The following is a 19,339-nucleotide window of genomic DNA, read 5'->3' on the forward strand; positions in this document are numbered from 1 at the left end:
AATATTTTTGGGTCTGTTATAGATAGCATCTATGATAGAACGCTATCAGCTCCGTTATTTCCTGGCCGTGGTCGATCAGGGCAATTTTTCGCGCGCGGCGGCACATTGCAATGTCGCGCAGCCCACATTGTCGGTCGGCATCGCCAAGCTGGAACGCGCGCTGGGCGGCCCCTTGTTCCTGCGTTCGGGGCATCGGGTCGAACTGACGCAGGCAGGATCGCGCCTGCTGGCCCATGCACGGCGGATCGAGGGCGAGTTCAACCTGGCGCAACAGGCGATGGCGGGCACGGCGCAGGGTCCGCTGACGCGCATGGGGGTGCTGAAAAGTCTGCCCGGCGCGACCATAGGCGCCATCGCGCGGGAAGCTCGCCGGATCGACCCGTCGGCACGGCTCGAACTGGTGGAGGGGACGGAGCGCGAACTGCTGGGCCATGTCGCGCGGGGGCGGGTCGATTGCGCGCTGACCCTGGTGGAGCGGGGGAGCGACCGCTTCCTCGAGGAGCCGTTGCGGCAGGAGGGCTATGCGCTTGCCGTTCCGCTCGATCATCCGGCCGCGGCGCAGGCATCCGTCGCAGCCGAGACGCTCAACGAGGATGTCATGATTGTGCGGCGCCATTGCGAGGCGCTGTCGGAAACCAGCCGCTTCTTCACTGAGCGCGGCGTCCGGCCGCATTTCGCCTATCGGTCGGTCAATGACGAGCGGGTTATGCAGATGGTCGCCGCGGGCATCGGGATCACATTGATGCCTGAATGCTATCAGGCGGGCGACGTCGCCCGGCCCAGGCTGGCCGGCTTTGACCTGCGGCGGACGATCGGCCTGGTCTACGCCGCGACGGCCGAGGCACTCGCCGCATCGCCGTCCGCGATGGTGAAGGCGTCGCGCGCGCTGTTGGGCGGATGAAAAGGGCGCCGCCGGATCGGCGTGCAGTCCAATCCGGCGGCGGGGAAGACCGGCCTCAAAGGCCGGAAACTTATTTCGCTGCGGCGACCAGCCGCATCGCCGCGCCGCCGCCTGGCGCGAGCCAGAGGTCATAGCGGTCGCCCTTGCGGATGGTCCGCGTCTCATAGGCGATCTTGTGCCGGGCATCGGTCAGGTAGGTCGCGCCGTCGCCATCCTTGTAAATGGTGGCGGTGTAGCTCTTGCCCGGCTCCAGATAGTCGAAATTCAGCGTTACCGTCCGTGCGGTCGCATCGTTGACACCGCCGACATACCAGTTCTCGCTCTTGCGATCCTTGCGCGCGAAGATGGCATAATCGCCCACCTCGCCGGCGATCAGATGGCTTTCCGCCCAGTCTGCCGGCACCTTTGTGATGAAGTCCAGTTCCTTCGGATATTTGGCGAGCGTCTCGACAAAGTCCGCCGCCATCTGGATCGGCGAATAGAGAGCGAGGTAGAGTCCGAGCTGCTTGGCCAGCGTGGATGCCAGCGGCACATGCTCCGCCCCCTCCAGGCTGAGTATGCCGGGCGTGAAGTCCATCGGCCCGGACAGCATCCTTGTGTAGACCAATGTCGGTTCATGGTCCGGGCCGTTCGCGAATTGGCCCCAGGCATTATATTCCATCCCGCGCGCGCCCTCGCGTCCGACCCAGTTGGGATAGGTCCGGCGCAAGCCCGTATCCTTGATCGGCTCATGTGCATTGACAGCGACCTTGTATTTCGCCGCCGTTTCCACGACGCGCAGATGGTGCTGCGCCATCCGCTGCCCGTCATGATACTCCATGCGCGTCTCGCCCGGCGTGTCTCCGGGCGCGATAATGCCGCCCATGTCCGCGACATAGCCCGTCTTCACCACATCGACGCCAAGCCCGCCGTAGAGCTTCATCGCATCATCCAGCTGCGCTTCATAATTGGCGATATTGCCGCCGGTCTCATGATGGCCGATCAGGTGAACGCCCTTCCTCTTCGCGTATGCGGCAAGGCCCGGCAGGTCGAAGTCCGGCGTCGACTGGGTGTAGCTGAATTCATCGCCATGGCCGAACCAGTCGCCGTTCCAGCCCTTGTCCCAGCCTTCGACCAGCACGCCGCGGAAGCCATGCTTGGCCGCGAAGTCGATATATTGCTTCGTCCGCGCGGTGGTGGCGCCATGTTTCGGCCCTTCGGCCCAACTCCAGTCGCCGCGGATCATCCCCCACCAGATGCCGATATATTTGGCCGGCTGGAACCAGCTGACGTCACCCAGCTTGTTGGGTTCGTTGAGGTTCAGTTCCAGGTCGTTTTCGACCAGCCCGGCCGCGTCGTCGGCGATGCGGATGGCCCGCCAGGGGGTGTTGAAGGGCAGGTCGCGGATCACGCGCGGTCCGCGCGAGGATGGCGACAGGGTGGTGCGGAAGGTCTGGCCCGATGCACGCTTCAGCCAATAGGCCGAATAATCGACCAATGCCGCCTCATGGAAGCTCAGATGCGTGCCGTCGTCCAGCCGCATGGTGATGGGCGTGTGCGCGGTCGATACCGCATCGATCGGGCTGTTCTGGTAGACCTGTTCATAACGGTTCCATTCGCCGCCCGGAATCCACCAGGCCATCCCCTTGGGCGCGATGTCGAACTCGGTCGTTTCATCCGCGATCTTCATCGTTTTGAGATTGGGCTGATCGGGCAGCTCATAGCGGAAGCCGACGCCGTCATCGAACAGGCGGAACCGGACATTCATCAGACGCGCGCCCTGCACGTCCGACTGCTTGAAGCGGACCAGCAGCTCATTATGATCGTCCGTGACGAAACGGCGTTCGCCCCACGGCTGTTCCCATGTCTCCTTGCTGCTGCCTTTTTCCGATCCGGCGATCGAAAAGCCGCGCACCATGTTGAGGCCGTCGGTCAGGATGAAACCCAGCTTCGACGGCGCAATCAGCAACTTGCCCTTGCGCGACAAGGACCAGGTGGGTCGGCTGTCATTGTCGGTTGTGACGGAGAGCGTGATGCTGCCGTCCGGCGAGGTCGCTGAGACAGAAGGCCTGGCCTGCTGCGCGACAGCGGGCGTGGCCGCAAGCATGGCGAGCGTGAACATGCCCTTCGTGACGACATGACCCATCAGTTGCTCTCCTCGATCAGAACCGCGCCATAGGGCGGGAGCGAGCCATTGTCGGCTCCATTGATGCAAACGTTTGCCATTCCTATGACAGCCTTGTCAAGCGGCCATTCGAGGGCCTCGCCGGACAGGTTGAAGACGCAGAGCATGGATTGTTCCGCGACGCGCCGGCGAAACACCAGCCGCGCCTCATCAGCCACGATGATCTCCAGGCTGCCCAGTCGCAGCGCCGGATTCTCCCTGCGCAGCGCCAGCATTGCGCGGCTGTGATTGAGCAACGACGCGGGGTCGGCTTCCTGCGCATCGACCGCCAGCGCCAGATGATCCTCGCCATGGGGCAGCCAGGGGTCCACTGTCGAGAAACCCGCCTGTGTCGCGTCGGCGGCCCAGGGCAGTGGCGTGCGTGCGCCGTCGCGCGACAGGGTCAGCGGCCAGTTGGCGATCGCTTCTGGATCCTGAAGCCGCTCGAACGGAATATCGACCTGGGTGAGGCCCAATTCCTCGCCCTGGTACAGGATCGCGTTGCCGCGCAGCGCGACCAGCAGCGCCATCTTCATGCGCGCGAAGGCGTCCCGATCTTCGGGCGCACACCATCGTGAAAGCGCGCGGGGTGCGTCGTGATTTTCGAAGGCCCAGCTCGGCCAGCCCATCCCCGGCTCGTCGGGCCAGCGCGCGACCGTATCCGCCACCAGCTTCGGCGTCAGTTTGTCGGCGTAGAGGAAGTTGAACCCATAGGCGCTGTTGAGATGGGCTTCGCCTTCCGTATAGGCCTTCATCTCCCTCTCTGACAGGTCGCCGCCGACCTCGGCCACGGTGAAGATCGCGCCATATTCGTCGCACAGCGTGCGGATGCGCTTGATGAAGTCGACGACGCCGGGATGCGACTGGCTATAGGTCTTGGTCTGGAAGTCGAAGGGGCGGGTGCGCGGCTTGCCGGTGTCTGGCGCGGGCGGATTGTCGCGCAGCAACGGGTCATGCATGGAATGGTTGAGCGCGTCGAGCCGGAACCCATCGACGCCCCGGTCCAGCCAGAAGCGCATGGCGCCCAGCAACGCATCCTGCACTGCTCCGTTGTGGACATTGAGCTGCGGCTGGCTGCTCAGAAACTGGTGCATATAATATTGCCCGCGCCGTGCGTCCCAGGTCCAGGCCGGACCGCCGAACACCGACTGCCAGTTGCTGGGCGGGGTGCCGTCGGCCTTTGGATCGGCCCAGACATACCAGTCGGCCTTGTCGCCAGTCCGGCGCGCGCGACTGTCCCGGAACCAGTCGTGGAGATCGGATGTGTGGGCATAGACCTGGTCGATCGTGACCTTCAGCCCCAATTCGTGCGCCCGCGCCACCAGCGCATCGAAATCGGCCAGCGTGCCGAAAATCGGATCGACATCGCAATAATCGGCAATGTCATAGCCGAAGTCGCGCATCGGCGAGGTGAAGAAGGGTGAAATCCAGATCGCGTCAGCGCCCAGCCGCGCGATATGCTCCAATCGCTCGGTGATGCCATTGAGGTCGCCGATGCCGTCATGATTGCTGTCCTGGAAGCTGCGCGGATAGATCTGGTAGATCACCGCACCCTTCCACCAGGGCTGATCGGTCGATGTCGTCGCAAGCGTCATGATGGGGCGTTCCGGCGGTTAGGGGTTGGCGGCGCAAACGGCGTAACCGAAAGCGGGGAGGGAGAGGGCAAGGCTGCCCGGCGCTTGCGGAGCGGCCGGGCAGGTGCCGGCCAGCGACGTAAAGCCGCCGCTGGCTGGATCGACCGCGACATTGCCCGACAGCGGAGCGGCCGATGTATTGAAAGCGACCAGAACCTCCCGCCCCGTATCGGGATCGATGCGGGAGACGGCGAAGAGGCCGGGCTTGTCCGAACCGGAGCGCAGGATCGTCGCGCCGCGCGACAAAGCGGGCGTGTCGCGGCGGACCTTTGCCAGTGTCGCGATCGCGCGATAGAGCGGGTGGTCGGCGTTGAAATTGTCAGCGGCCGTGGTCGCCTGCGTGCCGACCAGCCGGTCCGCATTATATTCCGCGACTTTCGACGCGAACATGTCCTGCCGTGCCTGCTGGTCATTGCCGGTGCCGGCAAAGCCCTGCTCGTCGCCATAATAGATGGTCGGAACTCCCCTTAGCGTCAGCAGCATCGCATGGCCGAGCAGGGCGCGCGCCAGTTCCTCCTGCGCGCTCATGCCGGGCTTCGCCTGACGCAGGAAGTAGGCGAAACGGCCGGCATCATGATTGCCGAGGAAGGTGGGCAGTTGCAGCGCCGCCGTCTTGCCGCCGTCGTAGAGCGCATCATCCTCACCAAGGCGCGCAAGCATGTCGGTGCCGGTCTTGCCGCTAGCCGCATCGACGGCGGCGCGCATGAAGGCGAAATCCAGCACGGCGGGGAAGGCCGCGTTGCGGGTCCAGCTTGCCAGCAGCGCGGGATCATAATCGCCGGTCGCGACCTCGCCGAAAACATGGAAATTGGGGATTCCCTTGCTCGCCGCATGGGCCCGGATGGCGGGGATGAAGGCCCGCCAGAATTCGGGATTCACATGGCGCGCGGTGTCGATGCGATAGCCGTCGATGCCGAACCGATCGATCCAGCCCTTGTAGATGGCGATGAAGCCTTCGACTACGCGCGGGTCTTCTGTGGCAAGGTCGTCCAGACCGACGAAATCGCCATATTGCGAACTCTCGCCCTTCCAGTCGGTATCGCCGCGATTATGATAATAGATAGGGTCGTTGAGCCAGGCGGGGACTTTCACCTTTGCCTCGCCCTTGGGCACGATCGGCGTATAGGCGAAGGACGGGTCGGTGAGCTTGCTCCAGTTGGCGGCGCTGCCATCGCGGTCCCCGACGAACCCCGTGTTGATGGGCTTGTCCGCCGCGCCGCCCCGGCGCGACCAGGGATAGTCGCCCTTGCCGCGATAGGGCGCCGCGCTGGTCGGGCTTTCGGCATATTGGATCACATCCGCCGTATGATTGGCGATGATGTCCATATAGACTTTCATGCCTCGCGCATGGGCGGCGTCGACCAGCGCCTTGAAGTCCTTGTCCGTTCCGAAATGCGGATCGACGGTGGTGAAGTCCGTCACCCAATAGCCATGATAGCCCGCGCTTTCCTGGCCCTTGGCGCCTTGCACCGGCTTGTTCCTGAAGATCGGCGCCAGCCAGATCGCGGTCGCGCCCAGCCCCTGGACATAATCGAGCTTCGCCGTCAGCCCCCGGAGGTCGCCGCCATGATAGAAGGCGCGTGATGTGGGATCATAGCCGGTCTGGAGCGGGCCGCCCTTGAGGCCGCCCTTGTCATTCTTCGGATCGCCGTTGGCGAAGCGATCTGGCAGGACGAAATAGACGATCTCCTGCTCCGGGGCGCGCGCGCGCAGATCGCTCAAGCTGTCCGCCTGCGCGCTCGTGACGCCCATCAGGGCCGCGCCGATCCCGGCGGCCGTCACGAGCAGTTTCGTGGCCGTTCGACCCATAGGGCATCCCCTTTGATTTGAACCTGTGAAGGCCCGGCGGCGGCGCGGCCGCCGGGTCAGTCTACACATCAGAAGCGGTAGTTGAAGCCCGCCATGAAGCGGCGGCCATAGCTTTGATAGTTGCGGATCTGGATCGACGCGCCGGTGTCCACCGACACGAACGGCTCGTCGGTCAGATTCTGGCCCTGGAGGAAGACCGACAGGCCTTCCAACGCGCTGCCCTTCTGGAAATCATAGCCGATCTGGGCGTCGACGATCGTTTCCGCCAAGGCCCGGCGCAGCTCGCGCTCGCCCCCGAAGCCGACGAACTGGCCGACGAAAGCGGAACGGTAGCGGACCGATCCGCGCGCCGAGAAGCCCCATTTCTCGAAGAAGAGCGTCCCGTTGGCGACCCAGCGCGAATAGTCGGGCAGGTCTTCCGCCGATGCACCGACGCCCGGCTTGATGCTGGTCTTGGTATAGCCCGCGCCGCCCGTCAGGCCGAAGCCTTCCAGCGCCGGCGTGATGACGTCGAACGGAACGGTGCCGGCGACCTCGAAGCCGTAGAGCTTGCCGCCCTGGCCGTTTACCGGCCGGGTGATGGTGCCGACCATGTTGGTCACGCCGGGCGGCAGGGTGACGGGCAAGCCGGTATAGTCATAGGGCACGGTTTCGCGATAGACGTAGCTTTCCAGCTTCTTGTAGAAGAACTGGAGGCCCAGATAGCCCTTGGTCCCGAAATATTTTTCGAAATTGAGGTCCGCTGCCCAGGCGCGATAGGGACGAAGCGTCGGGCTGCCGCCGGTGCCGGTGATGACCCCGCTGGCCGTGTTATAGCCATAGTCGAGGCTCACCTTCATATCCTCGAAACGCGGGCGCTGGATCTCGCGCGCGCCCGACAGGCGGATGACGAAGTCGGTCGGGAAACGCAGCGACAGGTTCATGCTGGGCAGCACGTCCCAGTAATTGGCGCCGCGCGTGGTCGGCACCAGGTCGGCTGCGGCCAGGTTCACGAAGCCGCGCGACTTCTGCTCGGTATTCTGGGCGAGCACGCCGACATTGCCGGTCAGTTCGGCCGATCCGACGGCCGCTTTGATGTCGGCCATCAGATAGGCGGACATCACGCGCTCCGTCACCGAATAGGCCTTGGCCGGCACGTCCTTGCTGGGATTGAGCGTCTTCACATAGACGCCATCGGCCAGCAGCTGGAACGGATCATAGGAAAGGATCGGGCCGACACCGATGAAGCTCAGGTCCGTGGCGCTCAGTCGATATTGCTGCGGCAGGACGAGCGAGGTCGCGCCGTTCGCCAGGTTCAGGAAATATTCCTCCGGCGTCTTGGACTTGGTTCGGTCGGTATAGCCCAGGCCCGCCGTCACCTTCGACAGGAAGCCGCTGTCGACTTCCTTGCCGAACTCCAGCTGGTAGCTCTTGAGTTCGTCGTCGATGATACGGTCGTTATAATAGCCTTCCTGGTGGCCGAGCGGCGCGCCTGCGCCCCAGCCGAGCGGATCGGTCAGCACCATCAGGTCCGGGTTGCTGTAGTCCAGCTGGCTCGACGTGAAGCGCGTACCCTTGCTGCCGCTGACGAAATCGAGCGTGTCGGTCGCGCCATTACCCGCGCCCGCCCCGGTGCCCGCATTGGATTCGAGCGACAATTCGCTGCGGTCGGTGCGCGAATAGCCGAAGTCGAAGCTGGCCGACCAGCCGTCATCGCCAGTATATTTGGCATTGAAGCCGCCCGAGAAGATGGTCGACGTGCGCTCATAGCCATGGTTGTTCACCACGGCCTCGACATTGGTGAAGGTGCCGCTCTTGATGAAATTGCCGTCGAGCGCGGTGCTGCCCGGCACCAGGCTCGCGCCGCTCCAGTAGAGCGGGAATTCTACGCCGCGCTTGATCTGCTTGTCCGTGAAGTCGCCGTAGAAACCGTCGAAGGTCAGCATCAGCGTATCAGTGGCCTGCACCTGCACGGCGCCCTGGATGCCCAGGCGCTTGAGCTGGGTCGACACGCCGAACGGCTTGATGCCCCCGATCACCTTGTTGCCGTCGGGCGTGTCGGCATAGCCCCAGGCTTCGAACTCCTTGGACTGATAGGGTTCGTCGCTATAGGCGACGGACAGGGCGACGCCGATCCGGTCGCCAGCGAACTGGTCGACATAGGTGCCGGTCAGGCGATAGCCCTTGTCCTTGCTGTCGGCATTGACCTTGCCCAGGTCCGCATAGACGCCACGCGCACCGACGGCGATCAGCCGCTTGCCATAATCGAGCGGGCGGATCGTGCGGATGTCGACGGTGCCGACCAGACCCTGGTGAATGAGGTTCGCCTGCGGCGTCTTGTAGACGTCGACGCGGCTCACGACTTCGGCGGGATACTGGTCGAACTCCACATTGCGCTGTTCGCCGGTCGATGTCTGGGGACGACCGTTCAGCGTGGTGGAGGACAGGTCCGCGCTGGCGCCGCGGATCGCGATCGAGTTGGCGCGACCGAACAGGCGCTGCGACGTCAGGCCGGGCAGGCGGGCGATGGATTCGCCGATCGATGCGTCCGGCAGCTTGCCGATATCCTCGGCCGACACGGATTCGACGATCGTCTGCGCGTTCTTCTTGACGTTGACCGCGCTTTCCAGCGCCGCGCGGAAGCCGGTGACGACGATGGTGCTGTTGGGATCATCCTGGGGCGCGGTTTCGGCCTGCGGTGTTGCGGCTGGCGCCGTCTCCTGGGCGAAGGCGGGAGCCGCCCCGGTCGCCGCGACGATCGCAAAGATGGAAGCGCCCAGCAAATGAGCGCGGTCGAACTGGTTGGCCACTTAATCCTCTCCCCTGTGACACCGGACGGACCCTTATCGCCGGCGCGGAAACCCTTGCGTTCCGCGAGCATGGCCGTGCAGCGCCACTTCCCCGCGGTGGCGCCGTCTTACGCCCCGTCCGGCCCGCCAGGCCATATGGCATACGTATACGCATAATATGCGCCCGCGCTTCGACAGCGCCGACTGTGGCCGGGATGCCACGACGCCGTCTGCCCGAAAGGACGCGATTGCCTTGTTTTCCGCAGGCTTCTACCATGGCGGGGCGCAGGGCATCGCGCGGGAGACACAGATGGGCCGCCAGCCGAGCAGCAAGCCGACCAGCTTCGACATCGCCTATCTGGCGGGCGTGTCGCAGCCCACCGTCAGCCGTGCGCTGCGCGGTTCCCGGTCGGTAAGCCTCGCCACGCGCGAGCGGATCGAGGCGATCGCACGCGAACTCAACTATTCGGTCGACAAGAATGCGTCCTCGCTCCGGTCGCAGCGCTCGAACACCATCGCGCTGCTCTTCTTCGAGGATCCGACCCCCGACGAATCCAATATCAATCCCTTCTTCCTCTCGATGCTGGGATCGATCACCCGGCAATGCGCCGCGCGCGGGCTGGACCTGCTGATCTCCTTCCAGAAAATGGAGGATGACTGGCATGTCCGCTACCAGGACAGCCACCGCGCCGACGGATTGATCCTGCTCGGCTATGGCGATTACACGCTCTACAAGCAGCGGCTGGAGCAGCTCGTCGGCCACGGCACGCATTTCGTGCGCTGGGGGTCGGTGGACGATCGCAATATCGGGGCGACGGTGGGATCGGACAATGTGGGCGCGGGGCGGCTGGCGGGCGGGCATCTGCTGGGGCAGGGCCGGCGGCGGATTGCCTTTCTCGGTCATGCCGACGAACATTATCCTGAATTTGCCGATCGTTATCGGGGCCTGTGTGACGCCATGGCGGCGCAGGGCATCGCCCCGGACCGGGCGTTGCAGGTCGACGCGCTGACCGCCGAGGATGCCGGCCATGCCGCCGCCCGGACGCTGATCGCGCGCGGCGCGACGTTCGACGCCATCTTCGCGGCCAGCGATCTGATCGCCATCGGCGCGATGCGCGCGCTGGCCGAAGCGGGGCTGGCAGTGCCGCAGGACGTAGCCATCGTCGGCTTCGACGACATCCCCGCCGCCAGCCTGACCAGCCCGCCGCTCACCACCATCATGCAGGACATGAAGGGCGCGGGCGAATTGCTGGTCGACACGGTGCTGGCGCAGGTCGAGGATCGGCCCTTGCCGCCGACCATGCTCCCGGCGCGGCTGGTGGTGCGCCGGAGCACGGTCGGTTGAGCGCGCGACGTTACCCCTGGAAGGAGTCGAATGCGTGACCACATTGTCGGAGCGGCAGGCACATGGGCCAAAAGCCGATGACTGAGCCCGTCCTTCACGGCTATTTCCGCTCGACCGCATCCTACCGGGTGCGGATCGCCCTCAACCTGAAAGGCGTCGCCTATGCCGACGCCTTTCACCATCTGCGCAAGGGCGAGCAGCGGGCGCCGGACTATCTGGCGCTCAATCCGCAGGGACTGGTGCCGACGCTGGAGATGGACGGGGCGGTGCTGACGCAGAGCCTCGCCATCTGCGAATATCTGGATGAGACGGTCGCCGGACACAGGCTGTTGCCCGACGGACCGATGCGCCGGGCGAAGGTCCGGGCGGCGGCGCAGATCATCGCCTGCGACATCCACCCGGTGCAGAACCTTAGGATACTCGACCGGCTGCGCGGCTTGGGCCTTGCGGAGGGGCAGGTGAAGGCGTGGGCCGCCCAGGTGATCGACGAAGGGCTAGATGCCTTCGATCGGTTGATCGCGGGGGAGGAAGGGCCGTTCTGCTTCGGCGATCAGGTGACATTGGCTGACATCTTTCTCGTCCCGCAACTGGTCAATGCCAGGCGTTTCGGCGTCACACTGCGCTGGCCGCGTCTGGCGGCGGTGGAGCAGGCCTGTCTGGCGCTGGATGCCTTCACCAAAGCCGCACCGCAGAATCAGCCCGACGCGGAATAGCGGCGGCATGTCGAGCCGCACGGACCGGGCGGTCTCTTCACCAGACACCCCAATAACCGGTTTCGCGTGCGCCTACAGCCGGTCCATCTTCAGCCAGCCGGGATCGCCCACCCACGCGCGCTTCAGCGCGCCGTCGGCCGCTTCGGCGTGCGCCTTGCGCCCCAGCGACCGTTGCGAGGCAGCGACGCCGTAAAGCGCCCACCCATTGTTCGGCGATTGCATCAGCGCGGTGTTGAATGCCTGCGCCGCTTCATCATATCGGCGTTGCCGGTACAATGCCGCGCCCAGCGACTGGTGAACGGGATAATACCAGAAGGGCGGCTCCATATAGGGTATCTTCTCTTCGGTCGCGATCGCCTCGCGGTAGAGATTTTCCGCCTGCCGATATTCCCCATTGGCATAGGCCCACCGGGCGCGCGCGACGGTCTCGGCCAGTTGCATCAGGTCGCGGGCCGGCACGCCCTGCGCGATCATCGGCAGGACGGCGTCGCCGTCGCGCACCGCGCGCAGCGCGGTCAGTTCCTGCTCGAAGCCCGCCTTGTCGCGTTGCCGCGCGCGCGCGACGGCTCTGGCATAATGACGCATCGCCACGGCATAGGGCAGCCGCGCATCGGGCGGGCGCATCCCCAATATCTGTTCGGGCGTGGCGAATTGCGCCGCTGCGAAATAGGGCGACGCATGGATCGCCTGTATCCAGGCGATCTTGCCGCTGATGGCCGGACTGAGGATCTGGTTCAGCTTGCCCGCTTCCCGCAGCGCGGTGCCCATGTCCCCGGCCATTTGCGCCGACGTGACGATGAAATGGACATTGTGCGGATAATAGCCGTAGCGCACCAGTCCGGTGTCGCCGCTTGAGCGGATCCACGCCTCGTCCGCGCGTGCCGCCGCGATATTGACCCGGATCGAATCCTGCCAGCGACCCAGTCGGTAGTAGATATGCGCCGGCATATGGACCAGGTGCCCCGCGCGGGGCGCCAGCGGCTTGGAGAGCCGGTCCGCGGCCGCTTCCGCCCGCTTCGGGTCGGGGCCGTTCTCCATCAGGTGGATATAAAGATGGGCCGCCTGGGGATGGTCGGGATTGCGGGCCAGCACGGTTTCTACCAGCGCGATTGCATCGCCCAGTCGGGGTTGGGGCGTCCGGCGGTCCGCCAGCCAATAATCCCAGGGCCGCGTGTCCATCGCGGCTTCGGCGGCCAGCAGGCCGACATCGTCATGGGTGGGATGGGCAGCCGCCGCAGCGAGCATCGCGTCGGCATAGGCGGCGTCCAGCGCCGGTCGGTCCGCGTTCGGCTCGGCCGAATAGCGTGCCGTCATTGCCGCGGTTAGAGCCTGCTCGGCGGGAGTGGCCTTGCGTGCGAGCCAGTCGGCATAGCGCGCGAGGCCCACCGCCCGCGCGTTGGCGGCGGGGTCCATCGGCGCATTGATGTTCGGACCGTGCGCTAGCGCCTCGCCCCAGAAGCACATCGCGCAGTCGGGGTCGAGCCGCTGCGCTTCACGGAAGGACGCGATCGCCCCGGCATGGTTGAAGCCATAGGCGAGTGCGAGTCCCTGATCGAAATATCGCTGGGCGAGGGGATTGGCGGTCGTGATCGGGAACCGGACCGTTCCCAGTTCCTCATAGAGCGGCGCACGCCCTTCCGGCGTGGCCGACACCACAGTGGCGGCCAGCGCGATCCTCGAACGCATTGAAATGCCGGCGGTCTTTCCGCCGCAAAGCGTGCGGACCAGCCGGGTCGGATCGAGCGACGCCATGACGGCGGGAGAATAGCTTGCTCCCGGTGTCGCATTCACGCTCATCAACAGCCCGGCTCCAGCCGTGAGCGCCACCGAATGAAGGATGTTCGTCATCGCCATCTCCCAATCCAGAGCGGGTCGATGGTCGGTTTCCTTAGCATGAAACCAGCCGGACCAGTAGTCCATTCGATCATGGCGGGCGCTTGGCCATTGCCCGCTTCACCGAAACAGAATGGACTGCGCGCCTATATTACGATATTTCCGCAATCATCGAATCGTGAGGTGCGATATGGATCAGGACAGAGCTGTCGGGGCGCTCGGCGCACTCGCGCAGGATACACGGCTGTCGGTGTTCCGCCTGCTGATGCAGGCCGGTCCCGATGGCATGATCGCCGGCGCTCTGGCGGAGGCGATGGACGTCCCCCCCTCCACCATGTCTCATCATCTGGCGAAGCTGGAGCAGGCCGGGCTCGTCACCTCCCGACGCACAAGCCGGCTCATCCATTATGCCGCCGATTATTCCGGGATGCAGGCGCTTCTCGCCTTCCTCACCGCCGATTGCTGTCAGGGTGATCCGCGCGCCTGTGCCGATCTTCTGACGACTGCGGCCTGCGGCGTCGCGGCGGAGGCCGGTGCATGACGGCCGACCTCATCATCTATCATAATCCGGAATGCGGCACGTCGCGCAACGCGCTCGCGATGATCCGCAATGCGGGGATCGAGCCGCATGTCGTCGAATATCTCAAGACGCCGCCGTCGCGTGCGATGCTCGAAGACCTGATCGCCCGGTCCGGCATGACCACCCGTGCGCTGCTGCGCGAAAAGGGGACGCCCTATGCCGAATTGGGCCTCGCCGATGAAAGCCTGTCGGACCAGGCCTTGGTCGACGCGATGATGGCCCATCCCATCCTCATCAACCGGCCGCTGGTCGTCTCGCCGCTGGGCGTGCGGCTCTGCCGCCCGTCCGAAGCGGTGTTGGCGCTGATCCCGGCGGCGCAACGCGGCGCCTTCGCCAAGGAAGATGGCGAACAGGTGATCGGCGCCGATGGTGGCCGCATAATGGCGGATGTTCGACCGACGGTCATGGTTCGTCCGGCGACACATGCCGATGCGCCCGCCATTGCCGCCATCTATGCCCATCACGTCCGGCATGGCACAGCGAGCTTCGACACGGTGCCACGATCCCCGGCCGAGACCGAGGCAAGGGTCCGGGACTGTGTGGCGCGCGGATGGCCCTTCCTTGTCGCGGCAGCGGACGGCGAGGTGGTCGGCTATGCCTATGCGACCCAGTTTCGCGATCGTCCCGCTTATGCCTCGACCTGCGAGAATTCGATCTATGTCGATCCCCGCCATCTCGGCCAAGGCGTCGGCAAGACGCTGCTCGCGGCCCTTCTGGCGCGGGCGGAGGCTGCCGGATTCCGCCAGATGATCGCCGTAATCGGGGGCGGCGAACCCGCGTCGGTCGCCCTTCACGCCAGCCTCGGCTTCCAGCATAGGGGCCGGATGCGCTCGGTGGGACGCAAGTTCGGTCGCTGGCTCGACACCGTCTATATGCAGATTCCGCTGGGTGCCGGCGATGCGGCTCCCCCTCCCGAGGAACCCGAATGACCCCTTGCCCACGGCCGCGCCTGTCCTTTCTGGACAGATATCTGACCCTGTGGATCTTCCTGGCCATGGCATTGGGGGTCGTCCTCGGCACGACGGTGGAAGGATTGCCTGCGGCGATCGACAGCCTGTCCTGGGGTGCCACCAATATCCCGATCGCCATCGGCCTCATCCTGATGATGTATCCGCCCCTCGCGCGGGTCCGCTATGAGGAATTGCCCCGCGTGTTCGAAGACCGGCGGGTGCTGGCGATCTCGCTGATCCAGAACTGGATCATCGGCCCGGTGCTGATGTTCGCACTCGCCGTGATCTTCCTGCGCGACGAGCCGGAATATATGACCGGCCTCATCCTCATCGGCCTCGCCCGCTGCATCGCCATGGTGATCGTCTGGAACCAGCTGGCGCGCGGCGACAATCAATATGTCGCGGCGCTGGTTGCCTTCAATTCCCTCTTCCAGATCCTGTTCTTCAGCGCCTATGCCTGGTTCTTCCTCGCCTTCCTGCCGCCGCTGCTCGGCTTGGAGGGCAGCGTCATTGACGTCAGCTTCCGGACCATCGCCGAAGCGGTCGGCATCTATCTCGGCATCCCCTTTCTTGCCGGCTATCTGACCCGGACATGGCTCGCCGCCGCCAAGGGCCAGGACTGGTATGAGGGGGTGTTCCTGCCCCGGATCGGGCCGATCACGCTGGTCGCCCTGCTCTTCACCATTCTCGCCATGTTCAGCCTGAAGGGCCGGGACATCGTTACCCTGCCGGTCGACGCCATCCGCATCGCTATCCCACTTGCTGTCTACTTCGTTGTCCAGTTCACGATCAGCTTCGTCATGGGCAAGCTGATTGCCAGCGACTATCCACGCACGACCGCGGTCGCCTTCACCGCTGCGGGCAATAATTTCGAACTTGCGATCGCCGTGGCCATCGCGTCTTTTGGCCTTGCCTCACCGGTCGCCTTTGCCGCCGTCATCGGCCCGCTGGTCGAAGTCCCCGTGCTCGTCCTGTTGGTGAGCGCAGCCTTCTGGTTCGGGCGGCGATGGTTTCCCGATACGCTCTCGGCCCGCGAAGCGGCGTGATATGGCGATCAGGCGCGCGAGATGCCTTGCCGGTCGATGCGGGTCAGAACCATCGCGGCCCAGAGCCGACGCAGCGAAACGAGCATCGCACCCAGTAGCGCCCAGCCAAGCATCAGCCAGATTTCCACCGGGACGCCCGCAGCCACTCCAAAGGGCGCGACGACGGCGGCGATCGCGACGATCGTCGCGCCCAGCGTGATCGACAGCAGGAGGGGCCGGCCACCCGGCAGGACATAGGCGGGCGCGCTTCCGCCCTCGTTCATCGCGCGCAGGCGCATCAGCGCCAGCAGCGCGACCGCGGCAATGGCGGTCGTGCAGATGGTGCCCATCGCGATGATCGGGCTGATGGCGCCGCGCCCGGCCAGCACCCCGACGCAGGTCCATCCGCCGACCAGCAACGCCGCGCGGCGCGGCGCCCCGCTTCTGGCGTCGACATGCGCCAGCATGGAGGGCAGGAAGCCCGCGCGCGCCTGCGCCAGGATGACGCGCGTTGCGGACAGGTGCATGGCGTTCCAGGTCTTCAGCAGGGATGCCATCGCGACCAGCAGGATGCCCTTGGTTGCGATGCCGCCGGCCAGCGCCTGATCGAAGGCGGCGGCGACGGGCAGCGCGCCGGTCGTAAGGGCGCGCCAGGGGAGCAGTGAGGTGGAAGCGAGAATGATGAGGCTGTAGAAGAGGGCGGCCGTCAGCACTGCCAGCGTCATGGCCTTGGCGACGGTGCGGAAACTTGTGCCGGGGGCACGTTCCTCTACCGCCGAGGCCGCGGTCTGGAAGCCCGACAGCCACATGCCCGCGACACCCAGCATGACGAACATGCCGCCGATGAAGCTCCGATCCTGCGCCGATTCGAACAGGGGACGCCAATTGGCCGGATCACCCTGCGCGAAACCCAGAAGGACAAGCATGGCGGATGCGGCGAGAAAGCTGAACGTCACGACCTTCTGGAAACCCACCGCGATCGTTGCCCCGGCCGCGTTGAGGACCGTCATCACGGCCGCCCCGGCCAGTCCTATGGCGAGGTCGAGGATGGTGATCGGCTTGCCCAGCAATGTGTAGAGCGGCGGCTGTCCGGCGACCGAGGGCAGGAGATTTTCGAGGAACCAGGACAGCGCCAGCCCCTCGAAGGCGCAGATGCCGACGAAATAGAGGGTCAGGAACCATCCGGTGATGAATCCGGGCCAGGGACCAAAGGCCTTTTCCACGAAAACGAACTCTGCCCCCGCGCGGGGTACGCGCGCGACCAGTTCGGCATAGGCCGCGGCGACCGGCACCATCAGCAAGGTCATGCCAAGGAACGCGAGTACCGCGCCTCCCGGTCCGGCCGGGCTGACCCATTCGCCCATCAGCACCATCCAGGCCGACCCGACGATCGTGCCGAAAGCCAGCGCGAAGAAGCCGGGGCCGGTCACGCCGCGCCGCAGCGCTGGTCCGGCGGGCGCACTGCCCTCGCTCATCGCCGCAACTGCACCAGACAGAGCAACTGGAACAGCATCTGCGCGGCCGCCTGCGCCGTCACGGTGCCGGGATCATATTCGGGCGCGACTTCCACTACGTCGCCGCCTATGATGTCGATGCCGGCAAGCCCCCGCAGCAGATGCAGCGCCTCGCGCGTGGACAGGCCGCCGACTTCGGGCGTGCCCGTTCCCGGCGCATAGACGGGGTCGAGCCCATCGACATCGAAAGTGACATAGGTCGGTCCGTCGCCCACAACCTCCAGCGCCTTCGCGATCACCGCGTCCATGCCCATCGCCGCGCAGTCCTCTGCGTGGATGACCGTCATCCCGGATGCGTAGGAAAATTCCCACAGATATTCCGCGCCGCCGCGAATGCCGATCTGGATGGAGCGCCTCGGGTCCAGTACACCCGCCAGAACGGCCTCGCGGAAGGGTGCGCCATGATGGAATTTGGAGCCTTCGTAGATGCCGCCGGTGTCGCAATGGGCGTCGAAATGCACCATCCCCATCGGCCCCTTGGCGCGGGCCAGTCCCTTCATGATCGACCCGGTGATCGAATGGTCGCCGCCGACCGACAGCGGAATCGCGCGGGTCTCGCCGATCATGGCATAACAACCTTCGATATCGGCATGGCAGAGCGCCAGATCATAGCGGCTCTGCATCGGCACGTCGCCCACGTCCGCGACCTTGAGCTGGTTCATCGGCGCGACCCGCAGCGCATGTTCGTAGGGACCGATCCGATCCACCGCGCGGACCGCGCGAGGACCGTAGCGTGCCCCCGGCCGGTTCGTTACGCCCAGGTCCATGGGCACGCCGATCAGCGCGACATCCAGCGCATCCAGCGTCAGGGCTGTCAGTCCGTCCGCGATATAGGGCGCGTCGAGCAGCGTGGAAGGTTGCGCGAAGGGCCAACGCCGTTTGTCGCCGTTCTTGAACTGCAACCCGGCGACTTCGCGAAAATGAGGATCATGAATGTCCGCCCCGCCGCTCCCGGCATAGAGGCGGCGAAGGTCGTCGAGATCGAGCGGATCGGTGGGCATGGCGACCAGTCTGTACGGCGCCGAAGGGGCGGCAATGGGGCAAATGGCGTATGGCTTCATGCAGGCTGGGCGTTGCCTCGCCGGCCGAAGCGGGGGAGGGTAGTGGCATGACGCACATGGATTTCGAAGCGCTGGTGGCGTTGCTGCGTCGCATCTTCCTGGCGAACGGCGCGTCGCCGCTGGTGGCGGATAGTCTCGCCCGCAACTGCGCGGGCGCGGAGCGCGACGCCGCCATGAGTCATGGCCTCTTTCGGATGGCGGGCTATGTCGCGACCCTGCGGAGCGGCTGGGTTGACGGGCGGGCAACGCCAGTTGTCGAGGATGCCGGCGCGTCTTTCCTGCGGGTCGATGCCGCCAATGGATTCGCCCAGCCCGCACTGGCCGCGGCGGCGCCGCTGGCGATGGCGATGGCGCGAAAGACCGGCGCCTGCGTCGTGGCGATCCGCCGTTCGCATCATTTCGCGGCGCTCTGGCCCGATGTCGAGCCTTTCGCGGAGGCGGGCCTGGTGGCGATCGCCATGGTGGACAGCATGGCCGTGGTGGTGCCGCCCGGCGCCCGGCGTCCGGTCTATGGCACCAATCCGCTTGCCTTCGCCGCGCCGCGCGAAGGTGGGCGCATCCTTGTGTTCGACCAGGCGGTCAGTGTCCTCGCGCATGGCGATGTGCAGATCGCCGCGCGCGACGGACATGAACTGCCGCCCGGCGCGGGCGTGGATGCGGCGGGCCAGCCGACCCGTGATCCACGCGCGGTTCTGGACGGCGGCGCGCTGCTGCCTTTCGGCGGGCACAAGGGCGCCGCGATCGCGATGATGATCGAGATCATGGCGGGTGCGCTCACCGGGGGTCTCTACTCGCACGAGGTCGACTGGTCGGCGCACCCCGGCGCGCAGACGCCCTGCACCGGCGAGTGTCTGATCCTGATCGATCCGGCGCGTGCTGGCCCCGCGGCAGGTTTCGCCGCCCGCGTCGAGCATCTGGTAGCTACGCTGCGTGCGGCAGGGCAGGACCGTATGCCCGGCGATCGTCGCTTCGCCGCGCGGGAAAAGGCGCTGCGCGATGGCGTCCCGGTCAGCGCCGCCATGCTCCATCATCTGGAGAGCCTGATGGGGTGATCCGGCCTGGC

At 65.6% G+C, this 19,339-nt stretch carries 13 protein-coding genes and 2 pseudogenes; 8 read left to right on the top strand and 7 right to left on the bottom strand.

What is annotated here, in order from left to right; genetic code table 11:
• Positions 1-31 precede the first annotated feature (31 nt).
• Complete coding sequence (locus tag K3M67_RS16460; protein ID WP_066858927.1) at positions 32-901, top strand: LysR family transcriptional regulator; 870 nt, start codon at positions 32-34, stop codon at positions 899-901.
• 70 nt (positions 902-971) lie between these two features.
• On the opposite strand, the gene K3M67_RS16465 is transcribed toward K3M67_RS16460, so the two are convergent.
• The 4 genes from K3M67_RS16465 to K3M67_RS16480 all read right to left on the bottom strand — a co-directional run bounded on the left by K3M67_RS16465 (position 972) and on the right by K3M67_RS16480 (position 9,276).
• Complete coding sequence (locus K3M67_RS16465) at positions 972-3,026, bottom strand: glycoside hydrolase family 97 protein (protein WP_502958915.1); 2,055 nt, start codon at positions 3,024-3,026, stop codon at positions 972-974.
• Positions 3,026-4,639 (bottom strand): alpha-glucosidase, encoded by a 1,614-nt coding sequence (locus K3M67_RS16470; RefSeq protein ID WP_285833459.1) that lies wholly within the window; start codon positions 4,637-4,639, stop codon positions 3,026-3,028. Before K3M67_RS16470 ends, K3M67_RS16465 begins: the two co-directional genes overlap by 1 nt.
• A gap of 18 nt (positions 4,640-4,657) precedes the next feature.
• The gene (locus K3M67_RS16475; RefSeq protein WP_502958916.1) at positions 4,658-6,487 is read right to left on the bottom strand and encodes an alpha-amylase family glycosyl hydrolase; all 1,830 of its coding nucleotides are present in this window, start codon (positions 6,485-6,487) and stop codon (positions 4,658-4,660) included.
• A gap of 68 nt (positions 6,488-6,555) precedes the next feature.
• Positions 6,556-9,276 carry a TonB-dependent receptor gene (locus tag K3M67_RS16480; protein WP_285833460.1) on the bottom strand — a complete coding sequence of 907 codons (2,721 nt, stop codon included), beginning with the start codon at positions 9,274-9,276 and terminating at the stop codon, positions 6,556-6,558.
• A gap of 289 nt (positions 9,277-9,565) precedes the next feature.
• Between K3M67_RS16480 and K3M67_RS16485 the strand changes: the two genes are divergently transcribed.
• Together K3M67_RS16485 and maiA are read left to right on the top strand one after the other, a co-directional pair.
• Entirely contained in the window at positions 9,566-10,600 is a 1,035-nt protein-coding gene (locus K3M67_RS16485) for a LacI family DNA-binding transcriptional regulator (protein WP_285833769.1), read from the top strand.
• Positions 10,601-10,677: 77 nt separating this feature from the next.
• Positions 10,678-11,313: a maleylacetoacetate isomerase gene (maiA, locus tag K3M67_RS16490; protein WP_285833461.1), complete on the top strand. Its 636-nt coding sequence runs from the start codon at positions 10,678-10,680 to the stop codon at positions 11,311-11,313.
• Between the two features lie 72 nt (positions 11,314-11,385).
• Here the strand turns inward: maiA and K3M67_RS16495 are convergent, their stop codons facing one another.
• Positions 11,386-13,161 (bottom strand): tetratricopeptide repeat protein, encoded by a 1,776-nt coding sequence (locus K3M67_RS16495; RefSeq protein ID WP_285833462.1) that lies wholly within the window; start codon positions 13,159-13,161, stop codon positions 11,386-11,388.
• A gap of 175 nt (positions 13,162-13,336) precedes the next feature.
• On the opposite strand from K3M67_RS16495, the gene K3M67_RS16500 reads away from it, so the two are divergent.
• From K3M67_RS16500 to arsB, 4 genes and pseudogenes are all read left to right on the top strand, one after another.
• Entirely contained in the window at positions 13,337-13,687 is a 351-nt protein-coding gene (locus K3M67_RS16500; RefSeq protein ID WP_285833463.1) for an ArsR/SmtB family transcription factor, read from the top strand.
• A pseudogene (gene arsC, locus K3M67_RS16505) lies at positions 13,684-14,106 on the top strand (arsenate reductase (glutaredoxin)); the annotation flags it as partial. The gene K3M67_RS16500 and the pseudogene arsC, both read left to right, overlap by 4 nt.
• A gap of 84 nt (positions 14,107-14,190) precedes the next feature.
• Positions 14,191-14,655: pseudogene (locus K3M67_RS16510) on the top strand (GNAT family N-acetyltransferase); the annotation flags it as partial.
• Positions 14,652-15,722, top strand: coding sequence for an ACR3 family arsenite efflux transporter (arsB, locus tag K3M67_RS16515; protein WP_285833464.1), 1,071 nt, complete (start codon positions 14,652-14,654; stop codon positions 15,720-15,722). The pseudogene K3M67_RS16510 and the gene arsB, both read left to right, overlap by 4 nt.
• 8 nt (positions 15,723-15,730) lie before the next feature.
• Here the strand turns inward: arsB and K3M67_RS16520 are convergent, their stop codons facing one another.
• Together K3M67_RS16520 and speB are read right to left on the bottom strand one after the other, a co-directional pair.
• The gene (locus K3M67_RS16520; protein WP_285833465.1) at positions 15,731-17,176 is read right to left on the bottom strand and encodes an APC family permease; all 1,446 of its coding nucleotides are present in this window, start codon (positions 17,174-17,176) and stop codon (positions 15,731-15,733) included.
• Positions 17,173-18,216 carry an agmatinase gene (speB, locus tag K3M67_RS16525; RefSeq protein WP_066858933.1) on the bottom strand — a complete coding sequence of 348 codons (1,044 nt, stop codon included), beginning with the start codon at positions 18,214-18,216 and terminating at the stop codon, positions 17,173-17,175. The genes K3M67_RS16520 and speB overlap by 4 nt, the downstream gene beginning before the upstream one ends.
• Positions 18,217-18,323: 107 nt before the next feature.
• Between speB and K3M67_RS16530 the strand changes: the two genes are divergently transcribed.
• A complete protein-coding gene (locus K3M67_RS16530) occupies positions 18,324-19,328 on the top strand; it encodes an Ldh family oxidoreductase (RefSeq protein WP_285833466.1) in 1,005 nt (334 codons plus the stop codon).
• Positions 19,329-19,339 lie beyond the last annotated feature (11 nt).

This window comes from Sphingobium sp. V4 (genome assembly GCF_029590555.1).
Classification (GTDB): Bacteria; Pseudomonadota; Alphaproteobacteria; order Sphingomonadales; family Sphingomonadaceae; genus Sphingobium.